At 71.8% G+C, this 20818-nt stretch carries 15 protein-coding genes; 9 read left to right on the plus strand and 6 right to left on the minus strand.

Annotated elements, in window-relative coordinates:
* Nucleotides 1-135: 135 nt before the first annotated feature.
* From P3T29_RS16255 to P3T29_RS16265, 3 genes are all read left to right on the plus strand, one after another.
* Nucleotides 136-1587, plus strand: coding sequence for a TIR-like protein FxsC (locus P3T29_RS16255; protein ID WP_280717170.1), 1452 nt, complete (start codon nucleotides 136-138; stop codon nucleotides 1585-1587).
* Nucleotides 1584-5621, plus strand: a complete 4038-nt coding sequence (gene fxsT, locus P3T29_RS16260) for an FxSxx-COOH system tetratricopeptide repeat protein (protein ID WP_280717171.1) — start codon at nucleotides 1584-1586, stop codon at nucleotides 5619-5621. Before P3T29_RS16255 ends, fxsT begins: the two co-directional genes overlap by 4 nt.
* A gap of 159 nt (nucleotides 5622-5780) precedes the next feature.
* The gene (locus P3T29_RS16265; RefSeq protein WP_280717172.1) at nucleotides 5781-6746 is read left to right on the plus strand and encodes a D-glycerate dehydrogenase; all 966 of its coding nucleotides are present in this window, start codon (nucleotides 5781-5783) and stop codon (nucleotides 6744-6746) included.
* A 130-nt stretch (nucleotides 6747-6876) separates the two neighbouring features.
* Here the strand turns inward: P3T29_RS16265 and P3T29_RS16270 are convergent, their stop codons facing one another.
* The 3 genes from P3T29_RS16270 to P3T29_RS16280 form a co-directional block, all read right to left on the minus strand.
* Entirely contained in the window at nucleotides 6877-7740 is an 864-nt protein-coding gene (locus tag P3T29_RS16270) for an alpha/beta fold hydrolase (protein ID WP_280717173.1), read from the minus strand.
* A 58-nt stretch (nucleotides 7741-7798) separates the two neighbouring features.
* A complete protein-coding gene (locus P3T29_RS16275) occupies nucleotides 7799-8761 on the minus strand; it encodes a DUF4231 domain-containing protein (protein WP_280717174.1) in 963 nt (320 codons plus the stop codon).
* Nucleotides 8762-8936: 175 nt separating this feature from the next.
* A complete protein-coding gene (locus P3T29_RS16280; protein ID WP_280717175.1) occupies nucleotides 8937-9686 on the minus strand; it encodes an SIS domain-containing protein in 750 nt (249 codons plus the stop codon).
* 209 nt (nucleotides 9687-9895) lie between these two features.
* Between P3T29_RS16280 and P3T29_RS16285 the strand changes: the two genes are divergently transcribed.
* Complete coding sequence (locus tag P3T29_RS16285; protein ID WP_280717176.1) at nucleotides 9896-10594, plus strand: metal-dependent transcriptional regulator; 699 nt, start codon at nucleotides 9896-9898, stop codon at nucleotides 10592-10594.
* Nucleotides 10595-11128: 534 nt separating this feature from the next.
* Here P3T29_RS16285 and P3T29_RS16290 read toward each other — a convergent pair.
* Nucleotides 11129-11827 carry a bifunctional DNA primase/polymerase gene (locus P3T29_RS16290; RefSeq protein ID WP_280717177.1) on the minus strand — a complete coding sequence of 233 codons (699 nt, stop codon included), beginning with the start codon at nucleotides 11825-11827 and terminating at the stop codon, nucleotides 11129-11131.
* 314 nt (nucleotides 11828-12141) lie between these two features.
* Here P3T29_RS16290 and P3T29_RS16295 point away from each other — a divergent pair, with 314 nt between their 5' ends.
* Both P3T29_RS16295 and P3T29_RS16300 read left to right on the plus strand, forming a co-directional pair.
* Entirely contained in the window at nucleotides 12142-13518 is a 1377-nt protein-coding gene (locus P3T29_RS16295; protein ID WP_280717178.1) for a transcriptional regulator, read from the plus strand.
* Nucleotides 13519-13756: 238 nt separating this feature from the next.
* Entirely contained in the window at nucleotides 13757-14983 is a 1227-nt protein-coding gene (locus P3T29_RS16300; protein WP_280717179.1) for a hypothetical protein, read from the plus strand.
* Nucleotides 14984-15073: 90 nt separating this feature from the next.
* Here P3T29_RS16300 and P3T29_RS16305 read toward each other — a convergent pair whose 3' ends face one another.
* Complete coding sequence (locus tag P3T29_RS16305) at nucleotides 15074-16390, minus strand: ABC transporter substrate-binding protein (RefSeq protein ID WP_280717180.1); 1317 nt, start codon at nucleotides 16388-16390, stop codon at nucleotides 15074-15076.
* 193 nt (nucleotides 16391-16583) lie between these two features.
* On the opposite strand from P3T29_RS16305, the gene P3T29_RS16310 reads away from it, so the two are divergent.
* Together P3T29_RS16310 and purU are read left to right on the plus strand one after the other, a co-directional pair.
* Complete coding sequence (locus P3T29_RS16310) at nucleotides 16584-17132, plus strand: hypothetical protein (protein ID WP_280717181.1); 549 nt, start codon at nucleotides 16584-16586, stop codon at nucleotides 17130-17132.
* Nucleotides 17133-17256: 124 nt separating this feature from the next.
* Nucleotides 17257-18123: a formyltetrahydrofolate deformylase gene (gene purU, locus P3T29_RS16315; RefSeq protein ID WP_280717182.1), complete on the plus strand. Its 867-nt coding sequence runs from the start codon at nucleotides 17257-17259 to the stop codon at nucleotides 18121-18123.
* A 61-nt stretch (nucleotides 18124-18184) separates the two neighbouring features.
* On the opposite strand, the gene P3T29_RS16320 is transcribed toward purU, so the two are convergent.
* On the minus strand, nucleotides 18185-19408 hold the full coding sequence (locus P3T29_RS16320) for a maleylpyruvate isomerase family mycothiol-dependent enzyme (protein ID WP_280717183.1): 1224 nt from the start codon (nucleotides 19406-19408) through the stop codon (nucleotides 18185-18187).
* 536 nt (nucleotides 19409-19944) lie between these two features.
* On the opposite strand from P3T29_RS16320, the gene P3T29_RS16325 reads away from it, so the two are divergent.
* Entirely contained in the window at nucleotides 19945-20412 is a 468-nt protein-coding gene (locus P3T29_RS16325) for an ATP-binding protein (protein ID WP_280717184.1), read from the plus strand.
* Nucleotides 20413-20818 lie beyond the last annotated feature (406 nt).

The following is a 20818-nucleotide window of genomic DNA, read 5'->3' on the forward strand; positions in this document are numbered from 1 at the left end:
TCCATTTGGTGACCCGACCTTCTTACACTGAAGGCCCTCTGTGGGGAAACGACGTAAGTGGGAACTGAGCGGTGTACCGGCTACCTATGAGACGGTGCATCACCAATACACCGGATGGTCTCGGGGGAGGCGCGTGTGTACGACGACCCTGGGGGTTGGGACGAGGATGCGGCACGGCCGTACTTCTTTCTCAGCTACGCGCACACACCACGCGCGGGGACCAGAGGGGCCGGCGACCCGAACCACTGGGTGAGCAAGCTGTACGAGGATCTCTGCGACGCCGTGCTGCAGCTCACCGACCTGCCGGACGGCGCGCCCGTCGGTTTCATGGACCAGTCCATGCACCAGGGCCAGTTATGGGCCCAGCGGCTCTCCCAGGAGCTGGCGACCTGCCGGGTCTTCGTACCGCTGTACTCACCGCGCTACTTCAACAGCGTGGCCTGCGGCCAGGAGTGGCACTCCTTCACCCAGCGGCCGGTCTTCCCCGAGCGGCAGTCCTCGGAGCGGACCAGCGGCATCGTGCCGGTGCTCTGGATCGCGATGGGCCAGTACCAGTTGCCCGAGGTCGCCAGCCAACTCCAGTTCAACCACCGGAGTTTCGGGCCCGACTACGCCGCCGAGGGCCTGTACGCGCTGATGAAACTGAGCTACTTCCGCAGCTCGTACGAGGTCGCGGTGCACCGGCTGGCCGCCCGGATCGTGGATGTCGCGGAGGAGACGGTCATCCCGGTCGGGCGGCGGCTGGACTTCCAGTCCCAGCCCAGCGCGTTCAAGGCCCAGGCGCCCCCCAAACCGCTGCGGATCTCGGTGTTCTCGTACCGCCAGTCCGAGCTGCCGGAGGGTCGCAGCCCGGAGTACTACGGGCCGCAGCGCACCGACTGGCACCCGTACCAGCCGCACGCCGGGAAGCCGCTCGCCGAACACGCGGTGCGGCTGGCCAAGCAGTTGGGCTTCCAGCCGAGTGTCCACGAGTTCGACCAGGAGGCGGACGAGCTGCTGACGAACGGTGAACCGTCCGCCCCCGGGCTGGTGTTGCTGGACCGGTGGGCCCTGCAGGACGCGGAACGCCAGGAGATCGTACGGAAGTTCGACAGCCTCAATCCGTCCTGGGTGAGCGTGCTGGAGCCCTGGAACACGACGGATCCGGACTGCGTCGAACAGGACCAGGCGCTGAGCGAACTCAGCGGCAGGATCCTGCGGCTCAAGCACCGCGAGGTCAAACCGAGCTTCCAGGGCGACTCCTCGGGGCTGGCCACCCTGCAGGACTTCGACGACGCGCTGCCGAGGGCGGCGATGCGGGCCAAGTGGGCGTTCGAGGACCTGGCCAAGGCCGGGCAGGGTGACCAGGGCAGCGGCCAGGGCGGGCAGCCGGGCTCGCCCCGGCCCAGCCTCCGGGCGGCCTTCGGCGAGCCGAGACCGGCCGACCGGTCTGCGGACCGGTCTGCGGACCGGGCGGCCGACAGAACAACTGACCGGGCCGCCGCTGACAGAGCAGCTGCCGACAGAGCTTCGGACCGGGCCAGGCGTCGCGGTGACGAGGAAGACGGTCCTCCCCCGGGGACCGCCTCAGGGGGAGGAGAAGCATGACCGAGAACCCGACCAGGAACCTCCGGCTCACTGCCCAGCAGGCCGCCGAGCTGGAGGCCGAGCCACAGGCCAACGAGGACCGGCAGGGCCGGATCGTCACCTTCTACTCCTACAAGGGCGGCACCGGCCGCACCATGGCACTGGCGAACACCGCCTGGATCCTGGCCGCCAACGGCTTCCGGGTGCTCACCGTGGACTGGGACCTGGAGGCGCCCGGGCTGGCCAAGTTCTTCCGGCCCTTCCTCGACCAGGCCGCGCTGGCGGACACCACCGGCATGATGGACCTGATCACCGAGTACCGGGAGGAGGCGCTCAGCGAGGTCGAGCACGTCCCCGGCTGGCACGAGGACTTCGCCAAGGTCCACCCGCACGCGCTCTCGCTCTCCTGGCAGCTCTTCCCGGCCGGCGGCAGCCTGGACTTCCTCTCCGCCGGGCAGCCGAACCGGGACTACTCCGACACCGTCGGCCGGCTCGACTGGGATCTCTTCTACGAGCGGTTCAACGGCGGCCAGTTCTTCGACGCGTTGAAGCGCGACATGAGCCGCCGTTACGACTACGTGCTGATCGACAGCCGCACCGGGCTGTCCGACATCGCCGAGATCTGCACCGTGCACATGCCGGACGACCTGGTGGTCTGCTTCACCCTCAGCGACCAGAGCATCGAGGGCGCCTCGAAGATCGCCCAGCACATCAACGACCGCTACCGCGACCGGGGCATCCGGATCCTGCCGGTGCCGATGCGGATCGACGAGGGCGAGAAGGAGAAGGCCGACGCCGGGCGGGCGCTGGCCCGGTTGCGGTTCGGTGGGCTGCCCGAGGGCTTCGCGGACGACGAACTCGCCCAGTACTGGGGCTCGGTGGAGATCCCGTACCGGCCGTTCTACGCCTACGAGGAGATCCTGGCGACCTTCGGCGACCAGGTAGGCTCGCCGACCTCGATGCTCGCCGCCTGCGAGCGGCTGACCTCGATGCTGACGCGGGGCCGGGTCACCGGGCTGCCGCCGATCGACGAGGACGTCCGGCTGCACTGGGTCGACGCGTACACCCGGCGCCGCCCGACCGTGCCCGCCGACCTCTACCTCAGCTACGTGCCCGAGGACCGGATGTGGGCCGACTGGATCGCCGCCGTGCTGAACGGCGCCGGCTTCCGGGTGGTGCCCAGGGACGTGTACGCCGGGGCCGACTCCCGCTCCGACACCGAGCGCGGCATCGACGCCGCGTACCGCACGATCGCGGTGTTCTCGGCGGCCTACCTGCGCTCACCGCAGGCCCGTGCGCTCTGGGACTCGATGGCCGGTTTCGACCCGGCCGGGACGCGGCGCCAGCTGGTGCCCGTCCGGGTCAGCGACGTCCGGCTCACCGCGCCGTTCAACAGCCGCAACCCCGTCGACCTGGTCGGCCGCGACGAGGCCCAGGCCGCCGTCACCCTGCTCCGCGCGCTCGGCCGGGCCGACGCGGTGCCGGACGACGGCTCCGCCGACATCCCGCGCTTCCCGGGGACGAAGCCGCTCTACTGGTCCGTCCCGCAGCGCAACCCCTCCTTCACCGGCCGCGCCAAGGTCCTGGACGACCTGCGGGACCAACTGGCCGGCGGCCCGACGGCGGTGCTGCCCACCCCGCAGACGCTGTACGGCCTCGGCGGCGTCGGCAAGACCCAGCTGGCGCTGGAGTACGCACACCGCTACATGTCGCACTACGACCTGGTCTGGTGGATCGACGCCGAGCAGACCGAGCTGATCCCCGCCGCCCTCGCCGAGCTGGCCCGGCGGCTCGCGGCGAACGAGCCGGACATGCGGGTCGGCGACGGAGTCAACGAGGCCGCCGAGGCGGCGCGTTCCGCGCTGAGCCTGGGCAAGCCGTCCCCGCGCTGGTTGCTGATCTTCGACAACGCCGACGAACCCGCCGAGATCCGCCGGTACTTCCCCGGCGGCCCCGGCCACGTCCTGGTCACCTCGCGGAACCAGGCGTGGTCCGGGCAGTTCGGGGTGCTCGGGGTGGACGTCTTCACCCGTGGCGAGAGCATCGAACACCTCACCCGGCGGACCCGCGGGCTCTCCCGGCACGACGCCGACCGGGTGGCCGACGCCGTCGGTGACCTGCCGCTCGCGGTCGAGGTCGCGGCGGCCTGGCTGGACACCACCCGGACGCCCGTCGACCTGTACGTCGCCCAGCTGCACGACGAGGCCACCAGGGCCCTCGCGGCCGGCGCCCCGCCGGCCGACTACCCGACCCAGGTCGGCGCGACCTGGAACGTCTCCATCGCCCGGCTGCGCGAGCAGTCCCCGGCGGCGGTACGGCTGTTGCAGCTCTGCGCGTTCTTCGCACCCGAGCCGATCTCGATGGACCTCTTCTACAGCGACCAGATGATCCGCTCCCTGGTCCGGTACGACGAGGAGCTCAGCGACACCTTCATGCTGGGCAAGGTGATCCAGGCCGTCGGCCGGTACGCGCTGGCCAAGGTGGACGCGGGCAGCAACAGCTTCCAGGTGCACCGGCTGGTCCAGGCCGTGGTCCGATCCGAGATGAGCGAGGAGGAGCGGCTCGCCGCGATGCACGAGGTGCACCGCATCCTGGTCGGCGCCCGGCCGTCCCTCGGCGACACCGACAACCCGGCCAACTGGCCGGTCTTCGAGAAGATCTGGCCGCACCTCTCCCCGTCCCGGGCCCAGGACTGCGACGAACGGGAGACCCGCGAACTGCTGATCGACCGGGTCCGCTACCTCTGGAAGCGCACCGACCTGGAGCGGGCCCGGCGGCTCGCCGAACAGCTGGACACCACCTGGGCCGAGCGGCTGGCCGGCGAGCAGGGCGAGACGGACCGCCGCAACCTGCGCCGGCAGATCCTCAGCCTGAACTTCCAGCTCGCCAACGTACTGCGCTCCCAAGGCAATTACGCCGAGGCGCTGGCCCTGGACGAAACCACCCTGGCCGGGCAGAAGGAGCTGCTGGGCGAGCACAACCCGTACACCCTGATGACGGCCGGCTCGCTCGGCGCCGACCTGCGGGCGCTCGGGCGCTTCCAGGACGCCCTGGACCTGGACCTCGAAACCTACAGCCAGTTCCGGGAGTTGTTCGGCGACGAGAACTCCCGCACGCTCTCCAGTGCCAACAACCTCGCCATCGACTACCGGCTCGTCGGCGACAGCGACGCGGCCCGCGACCTCGACCAGGAGACCTTCGACCGGCGGCTCGCCGTGCTCGGCCCGCGCCACCCCTACACCCTCTCCAGCAAGTCCAACCTGGCCCGCGACCTGCGCGAGGTCGGCGACTACAAGGGCTCGATCGAGCTGCTCCGCGAAGTCACCATCGACCTCGACTCGGTACTCCAGCCCGACCTGCCGGAGAACCTGCGCAACGCCAAGTCGCTCGCGGTCTCGCTGCGCCGCGACGGCCAGCTCCGCGAGGCCCGCCAGATCACCATGCAGACCTACGAGCGCTACCTCGACCGCTACGGCGCCGAGTCGGCCGAGACCCTGGCCTGCGCGCTGAACCTGGCCGCCGACCACAGCGCCTCGGGCGACAAGGAGACCGCCCGGGATCTGGCGACCGTCGTCTTCGAGGGCCACCGGCGGCTCTTCGGTGACGAACACCCGTTCACCCTGGCCTGCGAGAACAACCTCGGCATCTATCTGCGCGGCAGCGGCGAGATCGAGGAGGCCGTCCGGCGCGGCCGGCACACCGTCGGCGGGCTGCGGCGGGTGCTCGGCCCCGACCACCCGTTCACCCTGAACGCGATGATCAACCTCGCCAACGCGTACGGCGACGCCGGGGACCTCGTCCGGGCGGAGGAACTGGAGCGGGCCGCTCACGCGGGCCTCTGCAACCGCTACAACCCCAGCCACCCGGACGCCATCGCCTGCGCGGCCAACCTCGGCGTAACCCTCCGCAAGTCGGGCCAACTCGTGGAGGCCAACGCACTGAAGGAGCACGCCGTCGCCGAGTTGCTCCGGCTGTTCGGGGTGGAGCACCCCAACACCGTCTCGGCACGCGGCTGGAAGCGGATCAACCGCGACCTGGAGCCGCAGCCCTGGTAGCCCAGTTGCGCTGTCGAGGTACGCGGGAGCTGAGCGGGGCGGAAGGGTACGGGCCAGTGCCTTCCGGTTTCGCGCGCGCAGTCGACAAGCAGAGCCCCGCGCCCCTGTTGTGGTTGCTCGGCTGCCTTGGCAAGACCTCGCGTGTACGCTGCGGGTTTGATGACTCCCACCACCCTGCCCCCGGTCCTGGTCACCCGCCGCCTCGCCCCCGGTGTGCTCGACCGGCTCGCGGCCGGCTGCGACGTGACCCTGCACGATGACGATCTGCCCATGCCCAGGGCGGAGTTGCTCAAGGCCGTGCAGGGCCGGGCGGCGGTCGTCGCCACCCTGGACGACCGGTTGGACGGGGAGTTCCTGGACGCCGCCGGGCCCGGGCTGCGGATCGTCGCCAACCACGCGGTGGGCCACCACAACGTCGACCTCGCCGCGTGTGCCGCGCGCGGGGTGCTGGTCAGCAACACCCCGGGCGTGCTGACCGCCGCCACCGCCGACATGGCGTGGGCGCTGCTGCTCGCCGCCACCCGCCGCCTCGGCGAGGGCGAACGCCTGCTCCGCTCCGGGCGGCCCTGGGCCTGGGCGCCCAACTTCATGCTCGGCGTCGAACTGGCCGGCACCCCGCTGGGCATCCTCGGCATGGGCCGGATCGGCCGGGCGGTGGCCCGCCGCGCCGCCGCGTTCGACATGCCCGTCAGCTACCACAACCGCACGCGGCTGCCCGAGGCCGACGAGGCCGGGGCTCGCTGGCGGAGCCTGGACGAGCTGCTCGCCGAGTCGGCCGTCCTGGTGGTCACCTGCCCGCTCTCGGCGGCCACCCGGCACCTGATGGACGCCGAGCGGATCGGCCGACTGCCGTCGGGGGCCGTGCTGGTGAGCATGACGGCGGGCGTGGTGGACGAGACCGCGCTCGCCGCCGCGCTCGACTCCGGAGCGCTGTTCGCCGCCGCCGTCGACAACTTCGAACGGGAGCCCGAGGTACCCGCCGCGCTGCTGGCCCAGGACCGCGCCGTGCTCGCCCCGCACCTGGGCAGCGCGACCGTCCGCACCCGGCAGGCCATGGGCAACCTCGCCGTCGACAACGTCCTCGCCGTCCTGGCGGGCGGGCAGCCGGTCACGCCCGTCGCCTGACCGCTCACGGCAACGACAACAGGGGCGCGGGGCTCTGCTTGTCAACTGCGTGCGCGAAATCGGGAGGCAACGGTCCGCAGCCTCCCGCTTCGCTCAGCCCCTCGCGCCCCTGGGTACCCGGTCCCGAGGGTTACCCGGCAGCCCACTTGAGGGCTTCGGTCATCACCTTGAGTGCGCCGAAGTGCGCTGCGCCGGGCTCCAGGTAGAGCTGCGCGCCCGGGATGTGGTCGGTCAGCCAGCGGGAGTGGTCGACGGGGGAGAACTGGTCGTCGGCGCCGTGCCAGAGCCGGACCGGGACGGTGATGTCCTCGACCTTGAAACCCCAGTCCGAGGTGAAGGCGAGCACGTCGTCGATCCAGCCGTCCGCGCCGTACCGGAACGCCTCCCGGTAGGTGCTCAGCAGCATCCGCCGGATGCCCGAGTCGGAGACCAGCGTCCGGTCGGTGGGCGGTAGTTCGGGGACCAGGTCCTTGATCAGGCCGACCGGGTCGTCCCGGATCTGCTGGGAGCGGAACCGGAAGCTGTCGGCGAAGTGGCGTACCCCGCGTTCGACCTCGCTGTACTCGCGGACGTTGGATGGCGTCATCCCGCCGTACCAGTCCAGGCCCTCGGCGTTCCGGGGGGCCAGGCTGACGAGAGTGGCGGCCCGGCAGACCCGGTCCGGCAGCAGTGCCGCGCAGGCCAGCGAGTGCGGTCCGCCGCCCGAGCGTCCGAGTACGGCGAAGTCGTCCAGCCCGAGTGCGTCCGCGATCGCCGTCACGTCGGCCGCCGCCGAGCTCACCCGGCGTCCGGGCAGCCGGGTCGAATCCCCGTACCCGGGCCGGTCGAAGCTGATCAGCAGGACGCCGAGCCGGTAGAGCACGGTGCTGCGCGGGACCGGGCCGAGCCGGCTGCCCGGGGTGCCGTGCAGCAGGAAGACCGGTCGGCCCTGGGGATCGCCCAGGGTGTCGACGGCCAGCGCGCGCCCGCCGGGTGCCTCGACCAGCTGCACCACTCGGAACCTCCTCATTCGGGTACGACGTGTTGTCTCGAGCGCCGGCTCGCGGCCCCCGCTAGCCGGGGACGTCCAGGCTGCGGACCTCGCGGCGGGCCTGCCAGGTGGTGTGCTCCCGGGAGATGGCGTCCTCGGCGTCGCGGGCGAGCCGGGCCCAGTTCTCCTCGGCGTCGCTGGAGTCCACCGCCAGCTGTCCCAACTGTACTTCGATCATCGAGAGTTCGGAGGCCGCCAGGGAGTACGCGGCGGCCTGTGGCCGGTACTGGCGCAGTTGCGCCCAGGCGGCGACCGAGGCGGCGACGGCGGAGACCGTGCCCAGTGCGTCGTAGCTGAACCAGCCCAGTGCGCGCAGCACGGCGAGCACAAGTCCCAGCAGCGGCAGGACGATTCCGAGCAGGTTCGCCCACCGGCCGGCGTTGGTGCACTGTCTGGCCTTGTTCCGGTACCAGTCCTGCTGGACCACCACCCGCTCCCGCAGGTACACGTCGCGGCGTACCGCGAGCGGCTGGTCGCGCAACTGCCGCATGGTCTCGGTGATCTGCGGGTGCCGGGCCGGACGCCCGGCCAGCGGGCCGCGCCACGAGCGCAGGTCGGCCTGCACCTGGCCGAGTCGGGGGAACGCCCGGCTCTCGTCGAACTGGCCGATAATGCCATCGAGTTGGACGTCGTACAGGCGTTCGGCGTCCGGCAGGGTCTTCGGCGGCGGCTGATAGGCGTCGGCCCGGACGGCGTACTTCCAGGAGAGGGTCTTGACCGACTCGGCGGCGGCCCGGCCCTCGTACCAGAGCCCCTGCGGGTTCTGCCGGCCGGCCACCGCCGCGAGCGCGACGGTGCACAGGTAGGCGAAGGCGGCGAGCCAGGACCAGGTCCTCCCGTCGGCGGAGCCCGCCGCGGCGGCCGACACCAGCAACAGCAACTCCCAGCGGGAGAGCGTCACCGCACGTCGCTGCCCCTGTTGGGAGGACGAGTCGGCCGTCCAGAACAGCTCCGGCAGCAGGTCGTGCTCCCGTACAAAGCCCATCGAACGCGCTGGTCCCGCTGCCATGCCGGCCCCCACCATTGCCGCTGCCTCGTGCTCTGGTCGCTGCCCGTTCTCTGCCCCGTCGCCCGTGCTGGTATCCGCCGGTATCCGGCCAGTATGAGCGTCAACCGCCTTGCGGAACAGGGGTGATACGGACAAGAGAGGAGTGGGTGGGTCAGAACGCGTAGAAGATCCGCTCGGAGTTCTCGGCCATCATCTTCGCGTTCCAGGCGGTGCCGCCGTCCACGTTCCCCGAGCGGAACAGCGGGGGAGTGATGCCCCGGTCGGTGAGCTTGCCGACGGCCGACGCGACCACGGCCTGCAGCAGCGCGCTGGTGACGACGGTCGAGACCGAGCCGAACGTGGTCTCGGCGCCCGGGGTGGTGAGCTCGCCGTCGCCGACCGCGATCTTGCTGTCCAGCACCACGTCGCAGTGGTCCTTGAGGTACGTCCCGGAGGGGTGGTTGGAGGAGACCTCGGCGGGGTAGGCGAGCGAGGTCACCCCGATCACGTGCAGCCCTCGGGCCCGGGCGTGCTGGGCCAGCTCGACCGGCATCATCTGGCGGCCGGAGAGCGAGATGACGACGAGCAGGTCACCGGCCCGGGCCGGGGTCAGGTCCAGTGTGGCGGTGGCGAGACCGGAGACGCGTTCCAGTGCGCTGCCGAGCGGTGCGGGCAGCACATTGACACCGATCATCCCCGGGACGTTCAGCAGGTTGATCACCGCCAGCCCGCCGGCCCGGTAGACCACGTCCTGGGCGGCCAGTGAGGAGTGCCCGGCGCCGAAGGTGAAGATTCGGCGTCCGTCCGCGACGGCGTCGGCCAGGAGCTCGGCGGCCCGCTCGATGTTCCCGGTCTCCTCGGTGCGGATCCGCTGGAGATGGGACATCGCGGCGTCGAAATACCGCCCGACCAGGTCGCTCATCAGATCTCCGTACCGTACCGGGCGGCCGGTGGTCCGGACCGCAGAGGGAGAAAAGCAATGGAGGAAGCTACGGCGAGCACCGTGCGGCCTGGGGTGCTCCGCTGTCAACAGGGACGAAAAGGGCCGGACTACGGCCTCGGGCGTCTTCGTCTGTCCGTGCGGTAGGTCAGAATTGGCACCGAGGACCCCGAGGAACGGAGCCAGCGGCGATGTCTGGGCTGATCGACACCACAGAGATGTACCTTCGCACCATTCTGGAGCTGGAGGAGGAAGGCATCACGCCGATGCGTGCCCGGATCGCGGAGCGCCTCGAACAGAGCGGCCCCACGGTCAGCCAGACCGTCGGCCGGATGGAGCGCGACGGCCTGCTGCAGGTCGCGGGCGACCGGCACCTCGAACTGACGGGGGAGGGCCGACGGCTCGCCGTCCGGGTGATGCGCAAGCACCGCATCGCCGAGTGCCTGCTCGTCGACGTGATCGGCCTGGAGTGGGAGCAGGTGCACGAGGAGGCCTGCCGCTGGGAGCACGTGATGAGCGAGACGGTCGAGCGCAAGGTCCTCGCCATGCTCGGGCACCCCACCCAGTCCCCGTACGGCAACCCGATCCCGGGCCTGGACGAGCTGGGCGACACCAAGGCCGAGGGCGAGGGCTTCGACGCCGCCCTCGTCACGCTGGACGCCGTCCGGCCGGGCGATGCGGGCCTGGACGTGGTCGTCCGCCGGATCGGCGAGCCGATCCAGACCGACGAGGACCTGATGCGCACCCTCAGCCGGGCCGGTGTCCGTCCGGGCGCGACGGTCCGGGTGTCGGCCGGCGTCGCTGCCGGTGGCATCCAGGTCGGTGTGGGCGTGGGCGCGGCCGAGCTGGGCAAGGACATCGCGGTACACGTGTTCGTGGCCCGCGTCTGAAGCCTGAAACTGAAGTCTGAAGTCCGGAGCCGCTGACCCCGCACGGCCCGACCCGGAACGGCCGGGCGGCCCGGTGCGTCCCCACGCACCGGGCCTGCCGCCCCCTCCCGTTCCCTCCCCGACCCCCTCTTTCGCGACTCCGGCCGCCCCGAGCGCAACCGGTGTCACACCCTCCCCAGTCCTCCCCTGTCCTCCCCGCGCCACACTCGGCTTCCCCGTCCGAGTGCCCCTCCGGCTTCCCCCGGGTGTCCCCCGGTTCTGGTGAGTGCCGCTCCTTCCGTCCTGTTTTCGCCGTCCCCGCTCGGAGCAATTCCTCCCCTCGGCAGATCATGGCAATCCTTGAGCGTTGTCACTCGTACGAGGGGCTTTCGGAGTTGGCGATCGGGTAGACCGATCTCTTATTCCGTACATGCGTCTGACGGACCCCGCCTCCGGTGGGAGACAAGGCCCGTCAGCTTCCGCGCTGGGTTTCGCGCGGTGCCCGCCCTCACCCGATAGGCGTAGGGCGGCAACTCATGGGGATACGAATCGCCGTCAGCGAGCCACCACCGGTTGGCCCTGCGGAGCCCGGACCAGCGCGGGGGCCTCGCGGCCGCAGGCGTACGCCAGTGGGTTGATCAGCTCGGCGGCGTCCGGCAGCCAGCGGTTGAGCGCGGACGGCGGCCGGGCCCACTGCGCGAAGCTGTACGGGCCGACCCGGGACGGCGGGGCGACGATCCAGTCGCCCTCGCCGCGTGCCACCAGGTCGAGCCGGCCGGGCGCCCAGCCGAGCTTGCGGAGCATCTCCGGGAGCTTCGCCAGCACGCCGGGCAGGACCAGGAAGAGCAGCCGCCGCCCGGTCTGCCCCGCCGAGGCGGGTACCGCCACCACCGGGCCGAGCGTCAGGCCCATCCGCTCCATCCGGGCCAGCGCGAGGCAGCCCGCCGTCTCCGGCACGTCCAGCGCGTCGAACGAGCGGCCGGTCGGGAGCAGGATCGAGGAGCGCGGGTTCTCCGTCCACCACCGGCGCACCACACCGGGCCCGGCGCTGGCCTTGCGGTGCCAGTCCTCGGTGGTGGGGTGCGCGCCGGGCAAGGGGCAGCTCCGGTCGCCGCACGAGCAGCGGGCCGGGCCTTCGCCCTCGACCAGCCAGCTGCCGGGCGTGACCTCCCAGTGACGGTCCTCTGCGTAACTGACGGCTTCGACGAGCAGCGGGGGCAGGCCCTGCTCCTGGGCTCCGGGGGTGTCTTCCACGTGCTGCTCAACTACCGTCCGTGAGTGGGGTTACGGCCGGACGAGGGGGCGGTCACCGCGCGGGCCGCAATGTCACCCGTACCGGTGAAGACGGTCGCTCTCAGGCCGACCGGGGGTCGCGACCGGCGCAACAGGGGGCGCACGGGGGCATTTGGCAGGGCGCGTGGGGAGTGGGGTCGTCACCGTGGGTATCCCGCTGGTGGTGCTGATCGCTAACGTGGGGTCAGAAGCCCCAACCGGTCGGTACGTCGGCAACCGAGCAGCAGAATCGTCGCCCGCCGGTCAGGGCCGGGGGGCGTGGGGAGGCGAAGCCCATGGCCGCTAGACCACTCGTCGCACGACAGCCCAACGAGCGTCTGCAGCAGTTGATCCAGGAAGCGAGCTGCTCGAACGCGGGCCTCGCTCGCCGGGTGAATCTCTGCGGCGCCGAGCACGGGCTCGACCTGCGCTACGACAAGACGTCCGTCGCGCGTTGGCTGCGGGGACAGCAGCCGCGCGGACAGGCACCAGCAGTGATCGCCGAGGCACTCGGCCGCAAACTCGGCCGGGGCGTGACGGTCGACGAGATCGGCATGGCCGACGGCAAGAACGTCAGCTCCGGCATCGGCCTGCAGTTCGCCGCCACCCTCAGCGGCGCGCTCGACCAGGTCTGCGAGCTCTGGCGCAGTGACGTCGGCCGCCGCGAGTTCCTGGCCGGTGCCACCGTCGCCGCCTCCGCGCTGGTCGAGCCCAGCCGGGACTGGCTGATCACCCCGCCGGATCCGGTGGTGGCCCGGGCCGGCGGTGCCCGGGTCGGGATGGTGGACGTGGCCGCGATCCGCGCCACCACCCAGATGCTGGTCGAGCTGGACCACCGCTTCGGCAGCGGACACGTCCGTCCGGTCGTCGTGCACTACCTCAACAGCGTGGTCTCCGGGCTGCTCAGCGGTGCGTACCGGGAGGAGATCGGGCGTCAGCTGTTCGGCGCGGTGGCCCGCCTGACGGAGCTCGCGGGCTACATGGCGGTGGACACCGGGCAGCCCGGCCTGGCCCAGCGGTACTACATCCAGGCACTCCGGCTGGCCCAGGCGGCGGACGACCGGGGTTACGGCGGCTATGTGCTCGCCGCCTCGATGAGCCACCTCGCCGCGACGCTCGGCAACCCGCGCGAGATCGCCCAACTGGCCCGCGCCGCCCAGGAGGGCGCCCGCTCGGTGGCCACCCCGACGGCGATGGCGATGTTCTACGCGGCCGAGGCCCGGGGGCACGCCCTGCTGGGTGACGCCCGGTCCTGTGAGGCGGTCGCCGCCAAGGCGCTGGCCGCGATGGAGCAGCGCAACCCCGAGGAGGACCCGGACTGGATCGTGCACTTCGACGAGGCCTACCTCGCGGACGAGTTGGCGCACTGTCACCGCGACCTCGACCAGGCCGACCAGGCGGAGAAGTACGCCCGCACCGCACTCGAACTCCACCCGCCGACCCGAGTCCGGCGCCGCGCGGTGGACTTGGTGCTGCTGGCGACGGCTCAGCTCCAGCAGCGGGACGTGGAACGGGCCTGCGAGACGGGCGCGCAGGCGGCCCGGCTGCTCAGTGGTCTGCGGTCGAACCGTGGGGTGGAGTACCTGGACGACTTCCGCCGCCGCCTCGAGCCGTACCGGGACTACCGGGCGGTACGGGAGTTCCAGGCCCGTTCGGAGGTGGAGGCCGCGTGAGAGAACCCCGGCCCGCGTAGTCACCTGTACCGGTGAACGGGTAGCGTGGGCGTGATATTCGGCGTCACTGCGTTACCGAGGTTGCCGAGCAGTCGTGGTCCGCCGTCAACGAGCGCGCGGAAGAACCGAGGAAGGCCCGGGTGCGGACACGGGAGAGACGGTGCGGGCGGCCGCAGGCCGTCCGGTCGCTGTCCGCTGCCCTCGCACAGCCGGTGCCGTACACAGGTGAGGAATCGCGTTGAGCCAGCGCCGCTCGTACTCCAGCTCCAACGATTTCAACATGGACGACCTGTTCCGGCCGGAACCGGACGTCCAGCCCGGCGTGCCGCAGCCGGGGACCCAGCAGCCGGGAGCCCAGCAGCCCCCGCAGCAGCAGGCGGTCCAGACGGGCCAGTTCCAGGGTGCTCCGGAGTACCTGGGCCAGCCCCAGCAGTACGGCCAGCCGCAGGCCGACCCGGCGCCCGAGACGCAGTTCCTCCCGCCGTACCCCACCGGCAACCCGACCATGGGCGGCCAGCAGTCCTTCGGCGGGCAGCCGTCCTTCGACCCGCAGCCTTCGTACGGCGGGCAGCAGTCCTTCGGGGGCCAGCAGTCCTTCGACGCGCAGCCGTCGTACGGGGGCCAGCAGAGCTTCGGGCCCCCGCAGCCGCCGCAGCCGTCGTACGGCGGGCAGCAGAGCTTCGGTGCGCCGCAGCAGCCCTCGTACGGTGGCCAGCAGTCCTTCGGGGGGCAGCAGCAGCCGTACGGGACGCCGCCCGGGTACGCCCCCGCCGGTCAGGGGTACGACCAGGTCGGGCAGGGGTACGCCCCGGAGGGTGACGGGCGGCGCTCGAACAGCAAGATGATCATCGGTGGGGTGGTGGCGGGCTGCGCGGCCGCCGCGATCCTGGTCGGCGTGCTGATGAGCGGCGGTGGCGCCTCGAAGAGCACCACCACGACCCACCCCAAGACCACGCCGGTGGCCAAGACCGATACCTCCGCCCCGACCGCCACGGCCGGCGGCTCCCAGGTGAACCCCGCGATGCAGGCGCAGGCGCAGGCGCTCTCCGACCTGCTCGGCACCGCCAACGCCAGCCGGCAGGCCGTCGTCGGGGCGGTGGCTTCGGTCAAGAAGTGCGAGAAGCTGCCGGACTCTCAGCAGGCGCTCACTCAGGCGGCCTCCCAGCGCGGCGACTTGGTCACCAAGCTGGCCGCGCTCAAGGTCGACCAGCTGCCGGGCGGCCCCCAACTGGCCGAGCAGCTGCAGAAGGCCTGGCAGGCCTCGGCCAGCGCCGACCAGGCGTACGCGGGCTGGGCCGCCGACGCGGTGGCCGCCTGCGACCCGAACAAGCAGGACGACCCGCACCTCAAGGACGCCGACGCCGCGAGCGGCACGGCGACCCAGGCGAAGACCCAGGCGTCCAGCCTCTGGAACACCATCGCATCCCAGACCGGCCTGACGCCCAAGGCCCCCGGAGAGCTGTAAGCGAGCTGTAGGAGAGCACAACAGGGGCGCGAGGCTTCAGCCTCGCGCCCCTGTTGTGCTCTCCCGACCCCCCTGGAAAACCGCCCAGGGTCACGCCGGGGGTTTGCCGCCCGCCAGCACCCAGCGCACGTCCACGAAGGTGCTCTGCTGCTCGACCAGCCGCCCGCCGCGCACCTGCTGGAAGGTCACGGAGGTGTTCACCAGGCGGGGGGAGTCCGCGCTGGCCAGCATGTTGGTCATGGTCCAGCTCAGCGGCGGGGTGGCGCCCGAGGTGTCGATCGGGTCGCCCCGGTCCAGTACGGCGCGCAGCGACCTCGCGGTCAGCGGTGTGCCCGGGGCGATCCGGCCGGCGGCCTGGCGGAGCACCTCGTACGCGACCCAGGTGGTCTCCACCCCCGGGTCCGAGACGTCGATCACGTTGCCGTCGCCGTACCCGAGGATGGTGGCCCGCAGCGGGTCCCAGACGTGCGAGGGCTCGGGCGGGTACCAGCCGGTCGCGTACGCGCCGCCGAGCGGCCCGGAGTCGCCGCCGGTGGAGTCGACCACCGACTGCTGGACGCTGCCGATCACCGACGCGAACACGGTGTTCTTCGGTTGGAGCCGCCGGTACGGGTCGAGCAGGTTGGAGGTCGGCTCGGCGCCGAGCGCGCTGGACACGCAGTGGCCGGGCTGGTCGCTGCCGATCGCCTGCTGTGCAACGGCGGAGTAGTCGTTGGACTTCTCCGGTGCCTTGATGTCGGTCAGCTCGACGCCGGAGGGCGTCAGTGCCCCCGACAGGTAGCCGGCCAGGGTGTCCCCGGCCTGGGTGTTGGGGCGGATCAGGGTGACCGTCCGGCACCCGGCCGCGACCAGCTGGAGGCCGCTGCCCGCGATCAGCGCGGGAGTGCCGCCGGCCACCGGGTAGGAGAGCGGGCTGCTGAACTCCGGTGTGGAGAGGCCGTATCCGCCGATGTACGGGATGTCCGCGATCTCCAGGGCGGGCATGAAGCTGTCGGCGTACTGGCTGTACGCGCCGACCACCGCGATCACGTGCGCGGCGACGGCCTGGCGCACGCAGTCGGAGGCGCCCTCGGCGGTGTTGTGCTCGTTGCAGGTCAGCACCTGGACGTGGTGTCCGCTCAGGCCGCCCTTGGCATCGAGCTCACGGCCGATCGCGTCGGCCAGCCTGGTCATGCCCGGCCGGTCGGCCGACCCCGTCCCGGAGGGCGCCCAGGTCATCACCGTGACGTCGCCGTCCCCGGCGGCGGCGTCCGCCGGACCGGCGCACGCGGAGGCGGCGAGCAGGGCGGGCAGCAGCGCGGCGGCGGCCAGTCCACCCGCCGTCCGGCGGTGGCGGTGGCGCTGCGATCCCTGGAACCGTGCGGTGCTCGACTGCGGCTGATCCTCGCGTTCTCCGGTCGACCTCATGAGCTGAAATCCCTCCCCAGGCGCCTGGCCACATCGGTCGGCCACTCAGCCTCGACCGGGCCGGGTGCGGCGAGAGGGACGAAAGCTGAACGGCGGACCAACGTGGGTGGAACTCCGGTGCGGAACAAGTGTGTGACGCGTGTAGAAGACGCGGGTAGAGGGCAGTCGGCCCGGGAACGTACGATCGGACCTCATGTCGGCCAGTAGCGATTCCGCCAGTACAGGTTCTTCCGGTACCGATTCTTCGAATCGGTCTGCTCGAAACTCTTCTCGTGCCGGGCACCGCTCCAGCGCGACGGGCGGCCAGCCGCTCAACGACCTGCCCTGGTGGCGCTGGCGCGCCCGCCTGCGCTCGGCCCTGCACATGCTCTCCGACCCGGCGTTCCAGCAGCAGACCTGGCTGGCCGGGCGTCCGGGCTACGGCGACGCGACCGACGCCGTCTACCGCCTGGTCGAGGACACCTGGCTGGACCGCTGGCCCGCCGAGAAGTACGTGGGCACGGTCTTCCGGGACACGGAGGAGGCCGTCCTGGTGGACGCCGTGGTGCTGCGGGTGCTGCGCGTCCTGCACGAGGTCGGCGCGGACGCCTCCGCCGCCGCGTACCTGGACCACCCGGACTGGCCGGACGCCGTCCGGGCGGCCCGCGAGGCCCACATACGGTTGGCGGTCTCCGACGGGGACAGCCCGGACACCGAGCCGCACGCGCTGGAGCTCGTCCGCAAGCTGACGCGGATCAACTGACCCGCACCGGCCGGCCCGGCCGCAGGCCGTCCCGCAGTGCGGTCGGATCGGCGGGCGGTGTCCGGTATGTGAAACCCTGGACGCCCCCGCGCGACCCCCGACCCCAGAATGGACCCGCCCCACCGTGGAAGAGCAGACGGCCAGCGCCCAGTACGTCCTCACGCTGTCCTGCCCCGACAAGCAGGGGATCGTGCACGCGGTCTCCAGCTACCTGTTCATGACCGGCTGCAACATCATCGACAGCCAGCAGTTCGGGGACAGCGACAGCGGCCTGTTCTTCATGCGGGTGCACTTCTCGGCGGAGGGACAGGTCGGCACGGAGAAGCTGCGGGCCAGCTTCGCGGCCATCGGCGCCTCGTTCCGGATGGACTGGCGGATCCACCCGAGTGCCGAGCGGATGCGGGTGATCCTGATGGTCAGCAAGTTCGGCCACTGCCTGAACGACCTGCTCTTCCGCACCCGGATCGGCGCGCTGCCGGTGGAGATCGCGGCGGTGGTCTCCAACCACACCGACTTCCGCGAGCTGACCGAGTCGTACGGCATCCCGTTCCGGCACCTCCCGGTGACCAGGGACACCAAGGCCGAGGCGGAGCAGCAGCTGCTGGACCTGGTCGCGGAGCAGCAGGTCGACCTGGTGGTGCTCGCCCGCTACATGCAGGTGCTCTCGGACGACCTCTGCCGGGCGCTGTCCGGACGGGTCATCAACATCCACCACTCCTTCCTGCCCAGCTTCAAGGGCGCGAAGCCGTACCACCAGGCGCACGCCCGGGGCGTGAAGCTGATCGGCGCCACCGCTCACTACGTCACCGCCGACCTGGACGAGGGCCCGATCATCGAGCAGGAGGTCGCCCGGGTCACCCACGACGTGACCCCCGATCAGCTGGTCGCGACCGGACGGGACGTCGAGTGCCAGGCGCTGGCCCGCGCGGTGAAGTGGCACAGCGAGCACCGGGTGCTGCTGAACGGCAGCCGCACGGTCGTCTTCGCCTGAGCCTGAGCCTGAGCCTGAGCCCGAGCCCGGGCCCGAGTCCAGGCAACTGACAGCAGGAGCGCTACGGCCGCGACAGCAGTGGTGCGGCCCGCAGCACCTCGCGGACGGCGTCCCGGTCGCCGTACTCGCCGACCGGGACTCGGCCGGGGTCCCGGTGGGCGGCGGCGAGGTAGCAGAACTCCAGGCCGTCCAGCACCATCGAGGCCACCGGCTCGCCCGTCCCGGCCGGGCTGTCGGGTCCGTCGAGCGGGACGAGCCACTCACCGGCGGCCGGGCCTTCGACCACCAGCCTGAGCAGCCGCCCGGGCCGTGCCGGGGCCTGCGGTCCGCGCAGGGCGGCGAGCGCCGCCGGGAGCATCCGGGCGGCCAGGTCGATCATCAGCCGGAGGTGGGCCGGGGTGGGCGGCGGGTACGGGTAGTCGACCGCGCGGGCGACGTCGTCGCCGTGGATCCAGCACTCGAAGGCGCGGTCCACGAAGGCGTCGCGCAGCGGCAGGGCGGCGAAGCCGTAGTCGACCAGCACCGATCCGCCGGCACCCGACGCGGCGGCGCGGACCAGCCCCTGGCTCTGCCGCCGCCAGAGCGTCCGTACCACCGCCGGGGCGGACCCGGCGTGGGCGGCGGCCAGCGCCTCGGTCCGCTCCAATACCCCGTCCGGGCCGGGCGGCACGGTGGGGACCGGGTCGGGCAGGCCGAGCGGCCGGGCGAGGTAGCCGTCCACCGCCGTGAGGTGGCAGAGCACTTCCCTCGGGCGCCACCGCTGCACCCCGCCGTACCAGGGGAGTTCGGCGATCTCCTGCCACTCGGTGGGGCTCAGGTCGCGGAGCAGGTTGTCCAACTTGGCGCTCTCCGCCGCGTACGGCGCCGCCCAGGCCGGGAGCGGGAACACCGGCGTACGCCGGGTGAGGCAGTGGTTGAGCACCTGCCGTCGCAGGGTGCCGTCCGGGTCGATCGGGTCGTCGGCGTCCAGCCGGAGGTGACCGTTGCCGGGAGGCCGGCTCACCTGGTCCGGGGCGAGCCGGTGGGTCAGGGCTTCGAGCCGGCGGCCGAGCGGGCTCGGGCCGGACTCCTCGGGGCCGGACTCCTCGGGGTGGGCCCAGAGCCGGTGGAAGACCTCGCGGGCGAGGCGTTCGGCGGCCGCTGCGTCCGGCAGGAGTCGGCCGGCCAACTCGTGCACCGCAGGTGCGTACCGGTCGTACAGCTCACCGAGGGCGGTCTCCTCGCCGCGGGCCAGCCGGGCCCGGATGTCCGCGTCCCAGCTCGCGGCGGGACCGGCAGCCGACATCGGCCCTCCCTCGTCCGCAGGCCCGGAGCCGGGCGTCCCGGCCCACGCTATCCCGAGGTGTTTCGCGGTTGTGCGGAAATCGTACGAAGAAGGGAACAGAAAGTTTTTGATCGTCAGATCGGGATAAACGGAAGGCCGCTGTCGTTCGACTGCCGGTGGACACATGTAGGAAGGGTGGTTCGCTCGTGGCGGTGGCCCCTTGCGGGGTGGGGGGCGGTACGTTCGTTACGCTCGGGCCGCAGGGCGTAACGCCAGGCCGGACCGGGTAGCGGGACGATCGCCGGTGCGAAGCTCGGCAGGGTGAGCGGGACAGTATGCACTGCCCTGTCCCCCGATCGCTGGAATATGCCCGAAGCGCTTGCTCCGACCCACCCATCGGATCATCCTGAGGCGTATTCGTGACGAAGGCATGGGCAGTCATCAGAGACGGTCCGAATGAGCCGGTCGGCCGGCCGGACCGGCGAGATCAAGTCCCCGGTCGCCCCGGTTCGGGTGGTCGGGAGTATGGCCGAACTGCGAGTGCGGGTGGTGGAGCGGTGCAGGTACTTCAGGTGCAGCTGGCGGTCCAGGCGGATCCGGCCGAGGTCGCCCGGGCGCGCCGGTGGGTGCGGGCACGACTGCAGGGCCACGGACTCGCCCCGGACGCGCCGATCGCCGAGACGCTCGTCCTGGTGGTGTCGGAGCTGGTCACCAACGCGGTGGTGCACACCGGCTGTCCGGCCGTGCTGAGGCTGTCCATGCCGGTGGCCGGGCCGGGACCGGACCTGGGCTGCCGCCTGGTGCGGGTCGAGGTCGCGGACGCCAGCCGGACGGCCCCCGCGCCCCGGCACGCGGCCGGCGACGCGACCAACGGGCGCGGGCTGGAGCTGGTGGAGCTGCTCTGCGACCGCTGGGGCTGGTACCCGGACGGCTCCGGCAAGCGGGTCTGGTGCGAGATCGGCGCCGACCCGGCCGTACAGCTGTCCGTCGAGCAGGAGCCCGCCGCAGGCGCGTACGCCAGCTGAGGGCCGACTGAGGCCGGCTGAGGGTCGGCGGAGGGTCGGCTTCGCCGGTCGGCCGAGCGGCGCCGAGCGGGGGTCGACGCGCATCCCGGCCAGGGCGTACGCCGGTTGACGGGGGCGCATTCGGCGATCACATCTGAGCCCCTCGGGACGTAAGTGCGCGGCAACCATTCCGAATTTCCGACAACCCATTGACGTGACGTATCCGACTGATCACTCTTGGGTGCAGCTCTCCGTTGTGTGAGGGGACGTCGAGGCAACACCCGCACGGTGTCAGCATGGGGGACCTTCAGCTGCCGCCCGTGCCGAGGTGCGTCCTTGGCGAGTACGGAGCGCTCGCGCGCGGCTTCAGGGCCCGTGCGCAGGGGGTCCGGACGGTGGCTCGTCGCAGCGCGCTCGTGGCGCGTGC

It is taken from the genome of Kitasatospora sp. MAP5-34 (assembly GCF_029894335.1).
GTDB lineage: Bacteria > Actinomycetota > Actinomycetes > Streptomycetales > Streptomycetaceae > Kitasatospora.